The sequence below is a fragment of the Siphonobacter sp. BAB-5385 genome, from assembly GCF_002261125.1.
In the GTDB taxonomy this organism is placed as follows: Bacteria; Bacteroidota; Bacteroidia; order Cytophagales; family Spirosomataceae; genus Siphonobacter.
Window position 1 is genome coordinate 1 of sequence record NZ_NMPS01000119.1, and the last position, 17,455, is coordinate 17,455.

At 48.4% G+C, this 17,455-nt stretch carries 14 protein-coding genes and 1 pseudogene; 8 read left to right on the plus strand and 7 right to left on the minus strand.

All coding sequences use genetic code 11. The features are described 5' to 3' along the window. Positions 1–209: 209 nt before the first annotated feature. The 6 genes and pseudogenes from BWI93_RS11740 (at position 210) to BWI93_RS11765 (ending at position 6,585) form a co-directional block, all read left to right on the plus strand. On the plus strand, positions 210–1,175 hold the full coding sequence (locus tag BWI93_RS11740) for a Gfo/Idh/MocA family protein (RefSeq protein ID WP_094811488.1): 966 nt from the start codon (positions 210–212) through the stop codon (positions 1,173–1,175). A gap of 126 nt (positions 1,176–1,301) precedes the next feature. Next, positions 1,302–2,321: a glycerophosphodiester phosphodiesterase family protein gene (locus BWI93_RS11745; RefSeq protein WP_094811490.1), complete on the plus strand. Its 1,020-nt coding sequence runs from the start codon at positions 1,302–1,304 to the stop codon at positions 2,319–2,321. A 191-nt stretch (positions 2,322–2,512) separates the two neighbouring features. Beyond that, a complete protein-coding gene (locus BWI93_RS11750; RefSeq protein ID WP_094811492.1) occupies positions 2,513–3,349 on the plus strand; it encodes an AraC family transcriptional regulator in 837 nt (278 codons plus the stop codon). Between the two features lie 141 nt (positions 3,350–3,490). Beyond that, positions 3,491–3,904: an OsmC family protein gene (locus BWI93_RS11755; protein ID WP_094811494.1), complete on the plus strand. Its 414-nt coding sequence runs from the start codon at positions 3,491–3,493 to the stop codon at positions 3,902–3,904. A 160-nt stretch (positions 3,905–4,064) separates the two neighbouring features. Beyond that, a pseudogene (locus BWI93_RS11760) lies at positions 4,065–5,080 on the plus strand (zinc-binding alcohol dehydrogenase family protein). Between the two features lie 917 nt (positions 5,081–5,997). After that, a complete protein-coding gene (locus tag BWI93_RS11765) occupies positions 5,998–6,585 on the plus strand; it encodes a DUF4202 domain-containing protein (protein ID WP_094811496.1) in 588 nt (195 codons plus the stop codon). Between the two features lie 18 nt (positions 6,586–6,603). Here the strand turns inward: BWI93_RS11765 and BWI93_RS11770 are convergent, their stop codons facing one another. The 3 genes from BWI93_RS11770 to BWI93_RS11780 form a co-directional block, all read right to left on the minus strand. Then, positions 6,604–7,233 carry a response regulator transcription factor gene (locus tag BWI93_RS11770; protein ID WP_094811498.1) on the minus strand — a complete coding sequence of 210 codons (630 nt, stop codon included), beginning with the start codon at positions 7,231–7,233 and terminating at the stop codon, positions 6,604–6,606. A 477-nt stretch (positions 7,234–7,710) separates the two neighbouring features. Next, positions 7,711–8,586 (minus strand): manganese catalase family protein, encoded by an 876-nt coding sequence (locus BWI93_RS11775; protein ID WP_094811500.1) that lies wholly within the window; start codon positions 8,584–8,586, stop codon positions 7,711–7,713. Positions 8,587–8,885: 299 nt separating this feature from the next. Beyond that, complete coding sequence (locus tag BWI93_RS11780) at positions 8,886–9,374, minus strand: response regulator (RefSeq protein WP_094811502.1); 489 nt, start codon at positions 9,372–9,374, stop codon at positions 8,886–8,888. A gap of 207 nt (positions 9,375–9,581) precedes the next feature. On the opposite strand from BWI93_RS11780, the gene BWI93_RS11785 reads away from it, so the two are divergent. Further along, on the plus strand, positions 9,582–10,442 hold the full coding sequence (locus BWI93_RS11785) for an alpha/beta fold hydrolase (RefSeq protein WP_094811504.1): 861 nt from the start codon (positions 9,582–9,584) through the stop codon (positions 10,440–10,442). A 55-nt stretch (positions 10,443–10,497) separates the two neighbouring features. On the opposite strand, the gene BWI93_RS11790 is transcribed toward BWI93_RS11785, so the two are convergent. Both BWI93_RS11790 and BWI93_RS11795 read right to left on the minus strand, forming a co-directional pair. Next, complete coding sequence (locus tag BWI93_RS11790; RefSeq protein ID WP_094811506.1) at positions 10,498–12,984, minus strand: prolyl oligopeptidase family serine peptidase; 2,487 nt, start codon at positions 12,982–12,984, stop codon at positions 10,498–10,500. A gap of 427 nt (positions 12,985–13,411) precedes the next feature. After that, the gene (locus BWI93_RS11795) at positions 13,412–14,845 is read right to left on the minus strand and encodes an APC family permease (RefSeq protein ID WP_094811509.1); all 1,434 of its coding nucleotides are present in this window, start codon (positions 14,843–14,845) and stop codon (positions 13,412–13,414) included. A gap of 251 nt (positions 14,846–15,096) precedes the next feature. Here BWI93_RS11795 and BWI93_RS11800 point away from each other — a divergent pair, with 251 nt between their 5' ends. After that, entirely contained in the window at positions 15,097–15,654 is a 558-nt protein-coding gene (locus tag BWI93_RS11800; RefSeq protein ID WP_094811511.1) for an HD domain-containing protein, read from the plus strand. 462 nt (positions 15,655–16,116) lie between these two features. Here BWI93_RS11800 and BWI93_RS29535 read toward each other — a convergent pair whose 3' ends face one another. Together BWI93_RS29535 and BWI93_RS11805 are read right to left on the minus strand one after the other, a co-directional pair. Further along, positions 16,117–16,341, minus strand: coding sequence for a hypothetical protein (locus BWI93_RS29535; RefSeq protein WP_369679141.1), 225 nt, complete (start codon positions 16,339–16,341; stop codon positions 16,117–16,119). A 2-nt stretch (positions 16,342–16,343) separates the two neighbouring features. Further along, positions 16,344–17,333 (minus strand): sorbosone dehydrogenase family protein, encoded by a 990-nt coding sequence (locus BWI93_RS11805; RefSeq protein ID WP_369679142.1) that lies wholly within the window; start codon positions 17,331–17,333, stop codon positions 16,344–16,346. Between the last annotated feature and the right edge of the window lie 122 nt (positions 17,334–17,455).

Sequence of the window (17,455 nt, forward strand, 5' to 3'; positions counted from 1 at the left end):
GGAGAGGTCCAGCCTGGAAGGCTCATGGGCTACCGTACAGCCCTATCTGAAGTGCCAAACTAGGTATAGGTGAAAAACGAAGCTCTATAAGAGCAAGCCTTTAAAAGTTTATATGTAGTCCATGTGAGGCTTACAAGCTACTAGTTAGCCTTACCAACCGGACTTAAACGCATTCTGTTTGAAGTAGCCTAAGAAAAGATCCTATTTCTATGAAAGAACTTTCACGTCGCAAATTTTTGCAAACTACTGCGGTTACGGGCTTGGGTTTGAGTCTGGCTCCTGCCAGCTGGGCAACGCCGCCCGAAACGCGTCGGATTGGTATCATCGGACTGGATACTTCCCATAGTCAGGTGTTTACTAAACTCATTAATGCCGGTAATTCGGGTGGATTTCAGGTGGTTGCGGCGTATCCGCAGGGCAGTAAAGACATCCCTTCGGCCCTGAAAATGAAGCCAGACGTCATCAACGCAGTAAAGAAGATGGGGGTTGAAATCGTTGATTCAATTGAGGCCCTGCTGAAAAAAGTTGATTACGTCTTGCTGGAAACCAACGACGGCCGCCCCCACTTGGAGCAAGCCTTACCCGTACTTAAAGCCCAGAAACCCGTATTCATTGATAAACCCATCGCGGCAAGTCTGGCCGATGCCCAGGCCATTTTCAAAGCCGCCCGGCAGTACCAGACCCCCGTCTTTTCTTCCTCAGCCCTGCGGTACGATGCAAACGTACAAAAGGTGGTGGATGGATCGATTGGAAAGGTACTGGGAGCGGATGTATATACACCCGCCGAGATCGATAAAAATCACCTTGATCTGGCCTGGTACGCTATCCACGGCGTCGAAATGCTGTTTACCGTTATGGGGCCGGGTTGTGTATCCGTTAGCCGGACGTATGAAAAAGAGGCCGATCTGGTGACGGGTGTCTGGAAGGACGGTCGTATTGGTACCGTACGCGGCATCCGGGCGGGGGCCACTTCCATTGCCGGTACGGCTTTCGGTGAAAAAGGGATTGCTCCGCTGGGACCCTTTTCAACGTATCAGCCCTTAGTTGATCAGATTCTGAAATTTTTCGAGACCCGCCAGCCGCCCGTTTCTGCTGAGCAAACCCTTGAAATCTTTGCTTTTATGCACGCGGCCGACCAGAGTCGCAAACACCAGGGCAAACGCATTACGCTTTGAAAAGTCAGACGTATACCGCTACTTTGCGACGTTTTACCAATATGAAGCATGGATTTGAAGCGGGCGACCCTCGGGGTTTAGCTCTTTTCGTGTCCATGCTTTCTTATTTATCCTTGTTTTACAACCATGAACAAACGAATTGTACTGGCAGGAATTTTAAGCGTGCTGTCGCTATCGGGAATGGCTCAGGATTTGCTGTTGACTCACTATACTTATAAGGAAGGCAACCCGACGGTAGGAAAAATTTCAGCTCTGAATACGTCCCTCTCGAAAATCAAACTGAGCGGCCCTCAGGCCAAGTATTTCGGGGTGAACGAAAAACAGGAATTGTATTTCAAGAAAAAGCCGGACTCGCGGACGAGCTACGAAGTGAAAATCGAAGCTCAGAAACCCAGCGGAAAGGTCAGCCAAAGTTTCCAGATTATTAAGGATGAGTTTCATCCCAATGGCGTAATTGCTCACCGGGGAGCCTGGAAACACACGGAAGCGGCTCAGAACTCCATCGCCTCGCTACAGGGAGCAATCAAGCTCGGTTGTTACGGTAGCGAATTCGACGTGCACATGTCCGCCGATTCGGTACTGTTCATCAACCACGATCCGCAGATTCAGGGCGTGGAAATCGAAAAAGCCAATGCTACGCAACTCTCGGCTATTCAACTAAAAAACGGCGAGAAATTACCTACGCTGGAGCAGTACCTCAGCGAAGGGATGAAGCAGAAGGGTACCAAGCTGATTCTGGAAATCAAGACCTCGATTTTAGGTAAAGAACGTTCGCTGGCTTTGACGGAGAAAGTGGTGAAGATGGTACGCGATCTGAAAGCTCAGGCCTGGGTGGAGTACATCGCTTTTGACTACGACGTTTGCAAGAAAGTAGTCGCCCTGGATCCTTACGCCAAAGTAGCCTACCTGATGGGCAATCAAACGCCCGAGCAGGTAGCCGCCGACAAACTCACGGGACTGGATTACCACTTCAAAATCATGCAGAGTAAGGAAAATTACTTTGATGAAGCGAAGCAGAAGAATCTGACGGTGAACGTTTGGACGGTGAACGATCCTGAACTTATGAAATGGCTGATGGATAAAAAGGCCGACTTTATTACCACGGATGAACCTGAACAGCTTTTGTCGCTCAAGAAGCAGCAGTAGATAAACGTAGCGTATAAGCTTTTTACAACGAACCCCTCCAGGATTGACTTTTCAATTCCGGAGGGGTTCCCTATATACAGCCGTCCGTATAACCTACGGTAGATTTTTAATTCCCATAGATTTTTTCAATAAAGCCCTAAGGTTTCAATCCTACACGCGTTGCCTACCTTTGCTCCATACAGCAACCGGCAATGAATCAGTTTAAGCAGTTTACTTTTAAGAAGTTCGGCTATACAACTTTTGGTCAGCCGGCCTTCGAGGCCATGCCTGCCTTTGATAGTTTCGTAAAAGTGGCGTACCTCAAAGCCGGGAGTAGTGCGGTAGTCGATTTCAAGGAATATCAGCTGGAGCAGGACGCCTTGTTTTTCATTAGTCCGGGCCAGTTTACGCACTTTAACGAGGCCAGTCAGGGAACCCTTCTCTACTATAACCGCGACTTTTACTGCGTCGAAATTCATGACAAGGAAGTAGCCTGTGACGGCATTCTTTTCCATAATGTGTACGACATTCCCGTGGTTTACCTCAGTCCGGAAAACGCTCAGGCCATGGAAACCATCTTTACGGAACTGAAAGCTGAGTTCGAACAGCAGGATTCCACGATGGAAGAAATGCTGCGGATTCTACTGAAAAGTATCATCATCAAAGCCACGCGGATCTGGAAACAACAGCATCAGGTAACGACCGAGGAAATCCGGCAGGAAGTGGAATTTTCCCGAAAATTCAGTCAGCTCGTCGAGTGGCATTACACCCAGCACCACACCGTAGCCGAATACGCTGACCTGCTGAATATGACGCCCAAGGCTCTCAACAAACGCATTACCCGCTACAGTAACACCACCCCCAACGATATTATCAAAAACCGGATTATCCTGGAAGCCAAACGCCTGCTGGTGCATACCGCATTGAGCGTAAAGGAAATCGGTTACAAACTCGGCTACGATGATTCCTCCTACTTCATTCGTCTTTTTACCAGTCAGACGACCGTTTCGCCCCAAAATTTTCGTTTGAAATACCAGCAGACGATCTGAGGTCACGTTGAAAAAACGGTGATAGGGAAAAATGTGCTATACGTGTCGAAAATCGTGCATTGAGTGGCCTGTCCCGCTCGGGTACCTTTGTTGCGTTCAATGATTCAGAAAGAATCAAATCACTCTATAACGCAACGTATCATGAAACGCAACGCAACCGCCGTTTGGAACGGCACCATCAAAGAAGGCAAAGGTCATCTGACGACCCAAAGCACTACCCTTAATCAAACCCAGTATTCATTCAACAGCCGCTTTGCCGAAGGCGTCGGTACGAATCCTGAAGAACTGATGGCCGCGGCTCACGCGGGCTGTTTTACCATGAAACTAAGCCTGGACCTGACTACGGCCGGTTTCAATCCCGACAGCCTGGAAACAGTAGCCACCATTACGTTGGATAACGGCGTCATCACACGTTCGGATTTAGTATTGGAAGCTAAAATTCCCGGTATTACGGAAGAGCAGTTTCAACAGATTGCCGCCGGTGCCAAAGCCGAGTGTCCCGTTAGTAAGGCTTATAACTTAACCATCACGCTGCAAGCTACCTTACTGGCCTGATCGGCCCATTTTGTAAATTTCCTGATCGAAAAGCGAAGCTCCCGAGCTTCGCTTTTCGGTTTTTAGGCGGAATTAGGAAAAGGAAGTCAATTTTCTGGAAAAAGACCCAGGGAGATACGTCTATATTTGCCTCTATCCTGAAAACCCTTTTTCAATGCGTATGCGAACGCTCGTTTGTACCACCCCCGGCCAATTTGATTATCAGTCCGCCCTTCAGCCCAGCCTTACGGCTGGACAGGCCATCATAAAAATTAAACGAATCGGTATCTGCGGAACCGATTTACACGCCTTTGAAGGTACGCAACCCTTTTTCAATTATCCCCGGATTCTCGGTCATGAACTGGCCGGAGAACTCGTCGAAGCCGACGGTGCCCCGGGTTTTGAAATTGGTGAGCGGGTAACCTTCATTCCCTATTTCAACTGCGGTACCTGCATCGCCTGCCGTTCGGGCAAGCCGAACTGCTGTACCCGGATTCAGGTGGCAGGGGTACACATTGATGGCGGCATGGCCGAGTACGTATCGGTACCTTCCTATTCACTTATTCACGGGGAAGGTTTAAGCTACGAAGAGCTGGCTCTAGTAGAACCGCTGGCCATTGGAGCCCACGGGGTACGTCGGGCGGCATCCAGCCGGGCGAGTTTGTACTGGTTGTGGGAGCCGGGCCCATTGGTTTAGGCATGATGGAGTTTGCCCGTATCGCCGGAGCCCACGTGATTGCCCTGGATATTAACGAAGCTCGTTTACGGTTTTGCCAGGAGCGTTTACAGGTGCCCCATACGATCAACGCCCTGCAGGAGGATGTCATGGCTCAGTTGCAGGCCATCACGAATGGAGATATGCCAACGGTGGTCATGGATGCGACGGGAAGTCTGAAAGCCATTAATGCCGGGTTTGCCTACCTGGCTCATGGTGGCCGCTATGTACTGGTTGGGTTACAAAAAGGGGAGCTCAATTTTTCCCATCCGGAATTTCACAAACGCGAAGCCACGCTCATGAGCAGCCGTAATGCCACCCGTGAGGATTTTGAGCACGTGGTTAACAGTATGAAGAAAGGGCTGGTTGATCCCAAAACCTATATTACGCATCAGGTACCCTTTGATCGGGTAAAAGACGAATTTGCCAGTTGGCTTAATCCGGCTACGGGTGTCATTAAAGCCATGGTTCACGTAGAGTAAACGTTGTGCGTTCGGGTTTAACGGTAGACTATAAACAAATTAAAAAAATATTGTAGTAATACTGAAAAAAATGTTGTAGTAATAGTACTACATGTTAAAGTTAATTATCTGTAAATAAATGTATTGAAAAAAACAATTTTGAGTAAGGTCTAGCACCAATTAAGGCCGCCAAATAAAGCGTACAAAAAGTAATATATTTGTGCATCCTATTATATTGACTTGGCGGTGATATATAATAGCAACGTAATTGTTAAATCCTGTCGTTGGTGGCGACAGGATTTTTATTTTTTAATCAATACCGTATCGTTCTAGTTTTTCTGAACGAAGTTCCCGGTCAGAACAATGTTTCTGATCATCATTTATTTTCTTCACATTGACCGATTCTGCCACCAGATCAACTACGATTTTACCTTGATCCTGTGGATGGTACCTTAAATGCAGCTCCCTGCCTGAATGCGTATTTCCTGTATAAGAATAATGCGTAATTAAGTATGAAATACGGAAAGTAATCTATCTGTTTTAGGATATAAACGGATTGAGTTTAAGCCACTAGGAAAGATCATCTAGGTGTTTTTCTAACCTTAAATTAAAGGTGCCTTATTGTTTCAGGAAGTCTAATTCTGAATAGAAACTAACAGGAAAATTTCTGTATTAATCATTAGGAATAGACTGCAATTATTCAGGTTAAGTATGGTTAATCGATTCCTGGAATTTTATTAAAGTGTACATTCATATTAGCTATTTAAATAACCAGATTTAAAACTATTGCTCGTTAAGGGGTAGATTTTATACATCATTAGTTCTGTATTTATCATACGAAGCATCATTGTTTAGTGTTGTTAAAAGCCCCTATACTATACGTCATAGACTACCTTGAATCCTTTTGAAATACAGGGTTCTGCACTACTTTTGATCGTATGAATGAGAAACAAGCCCAGGCCTTCGCCCTTTTCGACCAATACAATGCTCAGTCACCCGAGACCATTGAATGGCAGGGAAACCAGTATCCATCGGAAGTCTTTTACGCTCAGCAACTGTACGACTGGGTCCGCAAACTCGATCCGCAGGCCAGCGAGGCCTTGCTACTGGCCTCGCGTTGTCAGCACATCGGCCGCTGGGAAATAGCCCGTAGTTCTTATCCCGAAGGTCGGGTCGGGTACCTGAAATGGCGGAGTGATCTGGCGAAACACCACGCGGAGATTTCTTCGCAACTCCTCGCTCAGGCGGGGTACGACGAAACCACCATCGAACGCGTTCGACAGATCAACCTAAAGCAGAAAGTGAAAACAGATCCGGAAGTACGAACCATTGAAAATGCCCTCTGCCTGGTTTTTCTTGAGTTTCAGTACGATGATCTCATTGAAAAACTGGGAGCGGAAAAAATGATCGATATTCTCCGGAAAACCTGGGCAAAAATGAGCGAACCCGGACATCAGGCGGCATTAACGCTGACCTACAGTACTGAAGGTAAACGTCTCATTGAAGAAGCATTACAGTCCGAGTAAGCAGGGATTTATTCGTTTTTACAAAGGATTATACAAGCCATGCTTGATGGCAAATACAATGAGGTCAGCCGTACGGTTGACCTTAAATTTTTTCATGATGTTATTATAATAGCCTTGTACCGTGTGCGTACTCAGCTTGAGATAGTAGGCCGTTTCTTTAATCGTACGGCCCATGCAAACGCTGGAAAGTACTTCCCGTTCCCGCTGGGTCAGATGATAAACTACCTGTTCATCAACGAATAATTCGTTCACTAGATGACTCGTGATGCTTTTACTGAGGTATTGCTTATCCTGCAAAACGGCTTCGACGGCCTGATGAATTTCCTGCAGGGAATCTGACTTGGAAACGTAACCGTCGGCACCCATGCGTAACGCACTTTTTACGGTATGGGCATTAACCAGGGCAGAAAGGGCGAGAATTTTGCTATCGGCGTATGTTTCGCGGAACTGCCCCAGAAAATCGAGGCCATTTACTTCCGGCATCATAATGTCCACAATAATTACATCCGGGTTCAGTCCTTCCGATTTTTCGATGAATTCCTTACCGGAACCAAAACATAAAACTTCGTAAGCATCTGAATTCAAAGATAATGCAGTTTTGATGGATTCGGCCACCAGTAAATGATCATCTATGATTGCTATTTTCATCTGTGTAGTTTCAAGTAATAGAAAAGACAAAACTAAGAAACCAGACTACAAGATCATAGAAGTAAAGGCGGCTTGTATGATTATAATCGGAAAGTAAAGAAAGGTATTTTTGATTAGATACGCTTGGATTGTCCCCAAATATTAGCTTATAAATTCTAACTAAATATATTTAGGGGGCCTGAGCAGGAAGAAAGCGGACATCGGGTTAATTTTCTGATCATAAATACTTTATATGGAGTTAAGCAGAAAAAAAATTAAATCACTATGCTAAACATAGAATAAGTATAGTTTAAAAATGGGATCAGGAACGCTGGAACGGATACATTATACGAAGCCAATAGTAAAAGTCCTACCGGTTTTTGATACACGTAAGCTATAAGTACCCACTTTGGTACCAAATATCATAGTCTGATTACACTAGGGAAGTACTGTAAACAATGAAAACCCCCTGGCTAGTGAACCAGGGGGTTTGACGAATTAGAACAGGGTTTCTTTAACTTTTTCTATAAACCCATCAGCACCGCCGGTCATCTGCTCCTGCTGAGCGTAACCTTCTGGCGGTGGGGGAGAGAGCTTTGGTTCCGGACCAAACGGACGGGCGTGGTCGTAGGTAAACTGTCCTTTGCCGTCGATGGAGGGACCCGAAACCCAGCGGGCATCCGGAGCCTCAGGTTTACTAATATCGGTAGAAAGGAAGGTATACGCGAACTCCGAAGGCTGGTTGGTCATCGGGAACGTATTCGGGATCGGCAGAGCATTCTGTACCCCACCCAGCTCTTCCAGTACGGCCAGCCATTGATTCTGGTGCATGGTATCACGGGCAATTAGAAACGATAGCATCTCTTTCATGCCCGGATCATCGGTAGATTCGTAGAGACGGGTAGCTAATACGCGGCCCGTCGATTCGGCCATGACGTTAGCGTACATATCGGCAGCTAAATTACCACTGCCTACAACCCAGGAGCCATTGAAGGGTACACCATTAGCATCCACTGCCATTGCGGCTAATCCAGCCGACAGGTAATGCCGGGGGTCCATACCCCCCATGATGCCCGATACAATAGGGCTCGTACCCGCGATTTCATCGACTACGGTACTACTGGCTCCTTCCAGATTCATGGCCACTGCCGTAGCCAGCATTTCGATGTGGGCCATTTCTTCCGTACCCGTTTCGAGGAGCATGTCTTTGTACTTCTGAGGTCCCCGGCTGCCCCAGGATTGGAACAGATACTGAAGGCATACGCGAATTTCCCCCTCGATGCCACCAATAGCTTGTTGAAGCATACGGGCAAAGGCTGGATTGGGTTTATCCACCCGTACCGTGTACTGGAGTTTTTTGTCGTGATAGAACATAAGTGAAACGAAGTTTGAAAGGTGTACTACAATCGGGAAACAGAAGGGGCACTGTTTCCGAGATTCAGGCCGATAATGCGAAAACTTCAGTCCAGTCAAAATTTTGTTAAGAAATGCAGGATTTTTTACCCAGATATGGAAGAGAATCCAGCACTAGTAGAGCATATTTCTCTATTTTCTATGAAACGAAGGCAGAAATGAGCAGAAGTATGAAAAATTGGGGCTATACGTACGCAGCTAACCGTGGCAGTACAGCGGGTGGCCAGCAACGTACGAAAGCAGACGTCTTTCAGCTTCGCTTATACTAAATCGGTAGCATCCGTTTCATTGGAATAGGGCAGAGCCGTTTGATCCCACCAGTAAGAGCTCATTTGTTTGAGGTAAGTAATCCAGTCCTGATAACGCCGGGGCTTGACAATGTACGAAGCAGCTCCAAACGTGTATGTTCTCTTAACGTCCGTTGAATCTTTGGAATTACTCAGAGCAACGACGGGGACATGATCGTAATGGTTATCCGGATGCTTCAGTTCCTGCAATAACTGCCAGCCCGTTTCGCGGTCAGGTAGGTACAGATCCAACAAAATAAGTTTGGGAAAAGGCTTTTTGAGCAGCGAACGGGTAATCAGATACGTTAAGGCCTGCGTTTTATTCTGAGCCCAGGCTACTTCAATTTCTGGAAGGCTAACCTTAAATGCCGCCTGCATGATTGTCCAGTGGTCAGGATTGTCTTCGATGACTAAAAGGCTGGCTTCATGGTAGTTGTGAAAGTGTAAGCTTTCGATCTCCATAGTTTTAAAGGATTGGATGGTTCGTAGTTCAAATATAAAAATTAGCAGATTGTAATAATTTCGCAATCAAGGATTTGTACCTTTCTCAAGTCATTTCTTCACATAGGTCAAGCAAACGGATCTCAATACGGTTGCAGCTATACGCAAGCGGCATTGCTTTTTAGCTAACAGATCCTTCCATAGTACGCATGATAACTGGTTGTTCCGATGCCTTCCGTATTTGTCTCAAGTAATGGTATTCAGCTGCACGTCCGGCAGGAAGGTCCCGTTGATGGACCCCTGATTCTGCTTTTACACGGCTTTCCGGAATTCTGGTACGGCTGGCGACATCAGATTACGGCACTTGCCGAAGCCGGGTTTCGCGTCTGGGTACCCGACCAGCGGGGCTATAACCTCAGTGATAAACCAGCGGGAATCCAATCGTATACGCTCGATAAACTCGCCGCTGATATGATTGGCCTGATTGATGCCGCCGGGGTTGAAAAGGCTACAGTGGTAGGGCACGACTGGGGTGGGGGCGTCGCCTGGTACCTGGCCATGACGTACCCCGAACGTATCCATCAACTGGTCATTCTGAATATGCCCCACCTCGCTGCTTTTGGCGAAGTACTGCGGCGGCATCCCCGGCAACTGCTCAAGAGTTGGTACGTGGGCTTTTTTCAAGTACCCTGGTTGCCGGAATGGCTTGCGAAAAGGGGCAAGTACTGGGCCATCCGGCGAATGCTGCGATTGACCAGTCGCCCGGGAACGTTTACGGATGAAGATCTAATCGAATATCAGAAAGCCTGGAGTCAGCCGGGGCCCGGCGGAGCTTCGGCATTTCGGACCATGGTCCATTGGTACCGGGCTTTCGTTCGACACCGACCGTCGGTACAACACCGGGTTACTGTACCTACCCTGATTCTCTGGGGCGTTCGCGACAGTGCCCTGATCCCGGAATTGGCTACAGCCAGTAAAGCCTGGTGCACCAATGCCGAATTAATTTACTTCAAAGAAGCAACGCACTGGCTGGCCGCAGAAGAACCGGAGGCCGTAACGAAGTGGATTATTCAAAAAGCTACCGCATAAAAAAAGCGGTAAATCCAGCATCTTCTGAACTTACCGCTTTTTCGTAAGGTACGGATTATGGATTAACGACCCAAAGCTGAGGATTCAACTTCCAGGCATTGTCGTAGAAACCCGCGAGTTTTACGCCTTTGCTGCCTTGCTTCAGCATGTCGAACTGATAGATCATGAAGTCCGGGAAACCGCTGGCTCCGGCAAAATACTGGTTGGCATCGGCGGCTTTCATTCCTTTCAGACCTGTACCACTCACCACGGCTACGGAAGCCGTGTTTGAGCCTTTGATGGGCCATACAAAGTACGCACCCCAATCGTCGCCCTGGTAGGATTGTGTACCGGCCTGTACCCGATTCCGCTGAATTTGAATGGGACAGTCAGCCAGCAAAATTTTCCAGGCCGCATTGCTTTGAGCATTCCCAAACAGAATGACACCCCGGTCGGCGTACTTGCCTAGCGAATAGGCTTTGTCAGCAATAATATCCACGGCTCCGTTGCCCCGGTAATACCAGCTTTCAGCGTCGAAACGAGCTTTCTGACGGCTCCATTCATTTTCTTCGGGTGTTCCCTGCGTTGAGTACACAAAAACCATCCGATTGCGGAAGGCATCTTTGAAGGTACCGTAGCGATGCGGTCCTTTCTGATCCAGGCCGGGAGCCGTGCGAATCGCCCATTGCTTACCTTCTTTCGCCAGAAATACGCTGTCTTTCGCCTGTTTCGGCGTAAAGCTCAGAGCATTTAGGCTATCCAGGGTAATACGGATCGGTGTATTGGCGACTACATCCGTAAAGACCAGTTTCAGTAAGGCTACGTTTTCCGTACGACCCGATACACCCTGCTGATTACGCGTCAGCTGAATGCGGCTGTACTGTAAAGGACGTTCCTGCTGCTGAATGCTCGCCCAGCGGAACGTGGAGGAAATACCGGGGTTGGCCGTCATGAAATCAATTGTCGTAACGGTTGAATCCACGGGCCGCTGATGCCACTTGAAGTAATCAAACAGAGGTTTCCAGTCTACACTCTGGTCGCCAAACCAGTGTTCACCGCCGGGATATTCGTAATAGCTGAAATCCGGATGAAAGTCACCCAGAATTTTCTTCATCTGCCGGGCATACGTGACGGGTACCGTACGGTCCGCGTCTCCGTGTAACACATAAACTCCCAAAGGTTTATAGTTGGAAACCAGTTTTAATACATCGCTCTGGTTGCCGGATTGTAGCAATACCTGCTCCATCGGATCCTGACTCGTTGCCGGAATCAATCCATCCGCCGAGCCGTATTCTTTCAGCGTGGGGTAACCCGCACAGGGTGCAATGCCCGCCCACTGATCGGGGTAGGTCGCTCCAAGAAACCAGGTACCATGTCCACCCATCGAATGGCCCGTTAGGTAAACATGCTGCGGGTCGGGCTGAAAACGGTTTTTAGCAATGGAGAGTACTTCCAGAGCATCCAGACGACCCCAGTCTTCCCAGTTAAAGCCCCGCGGGCGACGGTTGGTAGCAGCGACCAGCGTACCCCAGTCTTTGGGTTTATAAGCCCGGGCCTGACCACTGGCTTCAACGCCTGCTCCGTGTACGGAGAGGAAAAGGGACTGCTGCGAACGCGGACCGCCAATTTGTGGTGTCACGGCATAGTACTGCAGGCTGCCGTCGATACTACTGACGAATGTCTGACTATACGATGCACCGCTAACCATGGCTTCTACTGAAAGTTTGGCCTGATCAATGGGTTTTCCCTGTTGCAGAAGCGTGAGCTGAACGTCGTGTTTTCCGGGCGTCGTGGCTTTGCTTCCGTTGAAACCAAAGGCCACCTTACGGAAGGAAAGAGCCGGAATCGCGGGTAATTCGGTCACCACTTCCTGACCCGCCAGCGTACTTTTGATTTGCAGGCCCGTGAGTTCCTTAGTGGTCGTGTTCAAAACCACCAAAGCTCCCTGCAAGGATTCGTTGGCATTGCCCGGTATAACGGAAGGTAGCGTCAGATCGTCCGTATTCAGCAAAACAGGTTTTTCCGGAAACGTCAGATTCGCCGTAATGGATAAGCCGCGTACGTAAAACTCATTCAACCCTTTTTTTAGCGAAACGGGCAGGTGCAGATAACCCATGCTGTACGGATCGCCCATGTGTAGCTCGCCATTGACGTAAACCTGGCTGTTGCCTTTAATATTCAGCAGGGCCGTCTGGGCTTTGGGCGAGGTGTAGGTCAGGTACATATACCCCCCGTTGCCGCCAATGCCGCCGCGAAGGCTGCCCGGCGTAATGCCCGGTCCGGCCGGACCTCCCGAGCCACGGAACGAACTCATCCGGGCTCTCAGGCGTTTGGTGCTGTCGGCTTCGATAGCCTGCCATTTAATTTCTGAATCAGAACCGGGTGTTTTCAGCTGCTTCGTGTGCATCTGGTACACCAGCTCGTCGGTATAAATGGCTTCGCGGCCGTACCGCTGCGGCAGGGTAGCCACCCAGCCTTTCGTAAAGTGGTACACTTGCTGGGCGTGGCTTTCCGTGAATCCCAGGGAAAGAGCCAAGGCCCCAATGAGTAAGGGTTTACGCATGAAAAGAATAGATTAAAGAGCAGAAATAGTCTTCGCCAGGCTTGCCAAAAGACTCGCAAATTAATTCCTTCCCTACGAGTTGTCATGGGCCCTGCCGCAAATAAGGGCCAAACCGCCTTTTCTGCCTACTAAAGCCTTTTAAGTAGCGAATGGCTGGTGAAATGAACGGGCTTTTTCCGGAAGAAAAACGCCCAAAAGGGTAGTAAACCAGAAGGGAGTACAGCCCTGAATTGGTTCAGAAGACCAGCGATCTCCTGTTTTTTCTCGGAAAGCAGCAGTTGTGAACCGGAAGCAATCCATCGGGCAGATTAGGTATTCGGCTAAGTGTCCGTTTTACGTCTTCAGCGAAGGGCAATTCTATTTTTATAAAACGTATGAAACAAAAAAAGACTTTCGTTGTTCCGAAAGCCTTTTGTAATCAGTGTTCCTAAGCCTCTACCGGCTCCCTTTTTCGCATGACCAGGTAGTACACCGGAATTCCCAACAAAATCAGTCCCAGGCCCGGAAGGGTATACTGAGCTTCGAAAATCAACAGTAGCACCGCCAGAAATAGAGCCACGACGATATAGATGATGGGCAAATACGGGTACCCGAAAGCCCGGTAGGGGCGGGGGGTGTCGGGTTGCTTGACCCGCAGTACGTAAATACCCAGAATCGTCAGGATGTAGAAAATCAGTACACCAAAAATAACCAGGGCCAACAGACGGTTGTACTCCCCCGTTAGGCAAAGCAGACTGGCCCAGGCACATTGAATCCAGAGGCTATAGGCGGGTACTTTGTTTTTATTAAGAAGACCCGCTTTACGAAAAAACAGTCCATCCTTCGCCATGGTGTAGTACACGCGGGCACCGGACAGAATCAATCCGTTGTTACAGCCAAAGGTGGAAATCATGATCATAATGGCAATGGCGATGGTACCCCAGGAGCCGAAAATGTAATCGGCGGCAACGACGCCTACGCGGTCATTCGGGGCAAAGGCCATTTCGGACAAGGGTACAACGGCCAGATACATGACGTTGGTAAGGACGTACAGAAACGTTACAATCAGCGTACCCAGTACCAGACTCAAGCCGATGTTTTTCTGCGGATTTTTTACTTCCCCCGCAATGGACGTAATGGAATGCCAGGAATCACTCGAAAATAAAGTACCTTTCATGGCGACGGCGATGGCTCCGAAAAAAGCGAGTCCTGACAAAGCGGTGCTTTCGATTTGCCCATTATTCTGGGTCAGGGCCGACAGCGTCCAGGCATTTTGCCAGTTCTGTTCCCATACCTCGGCTTTGGCTCCCCAGATCAGACCAGCGATGGTTAAACCGACCAGGGAAAGAATTTTAACCGTAGTAAGAATCGTCTGCACGGCAACGCCATTTTCTACACCCCGGCTGTTGATGTACGTCAGAAAGACAATCGTCCCAATCGCAACCAACTGAGCCGCCGATAGCTGAAATCCACCCAGACTCAGCAAAATTTCTTTCTCACTAACTGCCGGAATCAGGTACGCCGTAAACTTGGCAAAGGCTACCCCTACGGCTGCAATCGTACCGGTTTGAATGACGGTGAAAAAAGCCCATCCGTACAGGAAACCCACCAGCGAACCATAGGCCTCCCGCAGGTAAATGTACATGCCGCCCGCCCGGGGAAACATGGCCGCCAGCTCTCCGTAACTCACCGCCGCAATGATGGTGACGACTCCCGCCAGCAACCACATCGCCAGCATATAACCCGCTCCGCCGACACTGCGGGTAATCTCCGCACTCACAATGAAAATCCCGGACCCGATCATCGAACCCGCTACGACCATCGTCGCATCAAATAAATTTACCCGGGGCTTAAAACCCGTGTCCTGAGGTACAGTTGCCATGCAAAATTGAAAACTAATGATCTTTTGTTTGTCGAGGTAGTGCCGCTATTTTCTTTGGTAAAAATGGCAACTAGTGTAAATAACGCTAGCAGACGGCTATTTTTAAAATACTTCGTTCAATAATAGTCGTAAGTCGGAAATGCGTCTACGCATCTGTGTGAAAATGAAGCTTAGAGTTAGGTAAAAACCTTAATGCGTGAAATTGGTCTGTAATTTTTAAGGAACGAACAAACGAAAATGCAGGGATAACCATGGAGACATTAGAAAAAGTTCAGGAATTTGCCCGTCAGGCTCACGAGGGACAACGGCGGAAATACGCCGACGAACCTTACATTAATCATCCCATTCGCGTTATGCAGGTGTGTGAGGAATATTCGGCGGAATTACCGGTATTGGCGGCAGCTTTATTACATGATGTACTGGAAGATACTGAAGTCCCGGCCGAGGGAATGCAGGAATTTCTGTCGGGTATTATGGAAGAGGCGGAGGCACGACGTACCTTAAAATTAGTACAGGAGCTGACTGACGTATACACCCATGCGGATTATCCGGGGCTGAATCGGGATCAACGAAAAACTCGGGAAGCGGAACGAATGGCCAAGGTCAGCCCGGCCGCTCAAACCATCAAGTACGCGGATATTCTGGATAATAGCCTGGATATTGTAGCGTCGAAATCTGACTTTGCTCCGAAGTACCTGATTGAATCCAAAACGTTACTCCAACGCATGACGCGGGGTGACAAAACTCTCCATAAACGGGCGGTGGAAGCCGTGGGCCAAGGTTTGCTTAAGGTGCGAGGCAGAAAATGAAGGACGAGACGTACTGGATTAATGGCTTTGTTCAACCCATAGGTTGAAACGTAAAATGCGTACAAATTTCATAATTTACTTAGTTTAATCGAAACCTTTAATGCTGTAGAGGGTCACTGGCTACCACCTGTAGGACGACGAATGACCTTCAACGGGTGGAGGCTTCTCATACCCCGGCAGTTGGAAACTGCCCGTTGATGGGTACAAGTTTGGAAACTTGCACCAGTTTCTCTTTTGAATCAAGTATTTAACCCCAGAGGGGTTCAACGTTGATAGCCCCGTATGCAATGCGGGGTATGCTTGTACCAGTTTTCTCCTGAATTGAGTATCCAACCCCGGAGGGGTGCAGTCTAAATAGCCCCGCATGCAATGCACGGCACAGGACCGCCCCGTTCCCACAGAACGTCCATATAAGAAGAGCGGCTTTCTACCGATAGAAAGCCGCTCTTTTTGAAGAAATACTTACTGACGCGAAATACGATAAATCACCCCATTCGTATCATCCGAAACCAGCAGTGAGCCATCCGCGTGTACGGCTACGCCAACGGGTCGTCCAATGTGAGAACGGTTATTGTCGACGAGGAAGCCCGTCAGGAAATCCTCAAACCGTACGGGTTTTCCGTTTTCAAAGTGCATACGCACTACGCTATATCCCGAAGGCTTACTCCGATTCCAGGAACCCCGCATGGCTACGAATGCGTCGCCCTGGTAATCGCTTGGAAACTGCGAACCCGTATAAAACGCATTTGCATGGGGGCCGCGTGAGCCTGATACGTCAGCGAGGGCTTAGTAGAAAGTTGCGAGTACTGTTGGTAAGTAGTGTCTCCGGGAGGGCGAGTACCGGGATTATATTTTCCGTCCTCATAAATGTAAGGCCAGCCATATACGCCATTTTCCTTGATGAGGTTCACCTCCTCTTTCTGTTCTTCATCCCCCAGCCAGTCAATTCCGTGATCCATGCCCCAGAATTCCTTGGTTTCAGGGTGCCAGCCAAAACCGATGGTATTTCGTAGACCTTTAGCATAAATCTTCATATTCGATCCATCAGCATTCATACGTACCATTGTAGCATGCATGGCATTGGGTTCGGGGCAGGAATTACAGGTACTGCCTATGGAGAAATACATCAGTCCATCGGGACCAAACGCAAGCGTACGGTTAGGGTGTTGCCCACCATCGGGCAAGCCGGATTTAATCAGTTTGGGTTGACTCAGCGTACCATCCGAATTAATATCGGCTACGTACAGATCCTGAACTGCCGCGATATAAAGCTTCGAGTTATGAATAGCTAATCCGTGGGCTTGTTTGATGCTGGCTACCATCTGTTTGCGTTCAGCTACGCCATCCTTGTCTTTATCTTCCAGAAGCGTAACCATGCCAGCATCGCGATCCGATACATACACATAACCCTGCGAACTAACGGCCAGAATACGAGGCTTGCCCACTTCCTGAGCAAACGCCTGTACTTTAAATCCAGTGGGCACTTTTAATTGTTGGATGCGTTCGGGTGTAGCTGGTACCAGAGCCGGACGAAATACATAACCAGTAACCTGAGCAGAAGTCGGTTCCTCATCAGTTTCCGGAATAAAAGAATCCCAGAATCCACTGCCTTTGCTACAACTCAGGCCAATCACGCCCGCCAGTGCAGCACTTAAGAATAATGTAGTTCTTGTTTTCATTGAATTGGATAGAATAGAGTGTTTATAAAGTAAAGGGTGTGGGAATGCGTCGGCATTTACGTAGGTTGGAGGTTTGATTTGGTTTAAGGTTTGATGAAGTTTGATCGGGTTAAAGTTTGAAT

Bases quoted from the DNA above. Each gene is read 5' to 3' on its own strand.
- BWI93_RS11740 (WP_094811488.1), top strand. From the start codon at position 210: ATGAAAGAACTTTCACGTCGCAAATTTTTGCAAACTACTGCGGTTACG.
- BWI93_RS11790 (WP_094811506.1), bottom strand. From the start codon at position 12,984: ATGCGTAAACCCTTACTCATTGGGGCCTTGGCTCTTTCCCTGGGATTC.
- BWI93_RS11770 (WP_094811498.1), bottom strand. From the start codon at position 7,233: ATGAAAATAGCAATCATAGATGATCATTTACTGGTGGCCGAATCCATC.
- BWI93_RS11755 (WP_094811494.1), top strand. From the start codon at position 3,491: ATGAAACGCAACGCAACCGCCGTTTGGAACGGCACCATCAAAGAAGGC.
- BWI93_RS11800 (WP_094811511.1), top strand. From the start codon at position 15,097: ATGGAGACATTAGAAAAAGTTCAGGAATTTGCCCGTCAGGCTCACGAG.
- BWI93_RS11795 (WP_094811509.1), bottom strand. From the start codon at position 14,845: ATGGCAACTGTACCTCAGGACACGGGTTTTAAGCCCCGGGTAAATTTA.
- BWI93_RS11765 (WP_094811496.1), top strand. From the start codon at position 5,998: ATGAATGAGAAACAAGCCCAGGCCTTCGCCCTTTTCGACCAATACAAT.
- BWI93_RS11750 (WP_094811492.1), top strand. From the start codon at position 2,513: ATGAATCAGTTTAAGCAGTTTACTTTTAAGAAGTTCGGCTATACAACT.
- BWI93_RS11745 (WP_094811490.1), top strand. From the start codon at position 1,302: ATGAACAAACGAATTGTACTGGCAGGAATTTTAAGCGTGCTGTCGCTA.
- BWI93_RS29535 (WP_369679141.1), bottom strand. From the start codon at position 16,341: ATGCGGGGTTCCTGGAATCGGAGTAAGCCTTCGGGATATAGCGTAGTG.
- BWI93_RS11775 (WP_094811500.1), bottom strand. From the start codon at position 8,586: ATGTTCTATCACGACAAAAAACTCCAGTACACGGTACGGGTGGATAAA.
- BWI93_RS11805 (WP_369679142.1), bottom strand. From the start codon at position 17,333: ATGAAAACAAGAACTACATTATTCTTAAGTGCTGCACTGGCGGGCGTG.
- BWI93_RS11785 (WP_094811504.1), top strand. From the start codon at position 9,582: ATGCCTTCCGTATTTGTCTCAAGTAATGGTATTCAGCTGCACGTCCGG.
- BWI93_RS11780 (WP_094811502.1), bottom strand. From the start codon at position 9,374: ATGGAGATCGAAAGCTTACACTTTCACAACTACCATGAAGCCAGCCTT.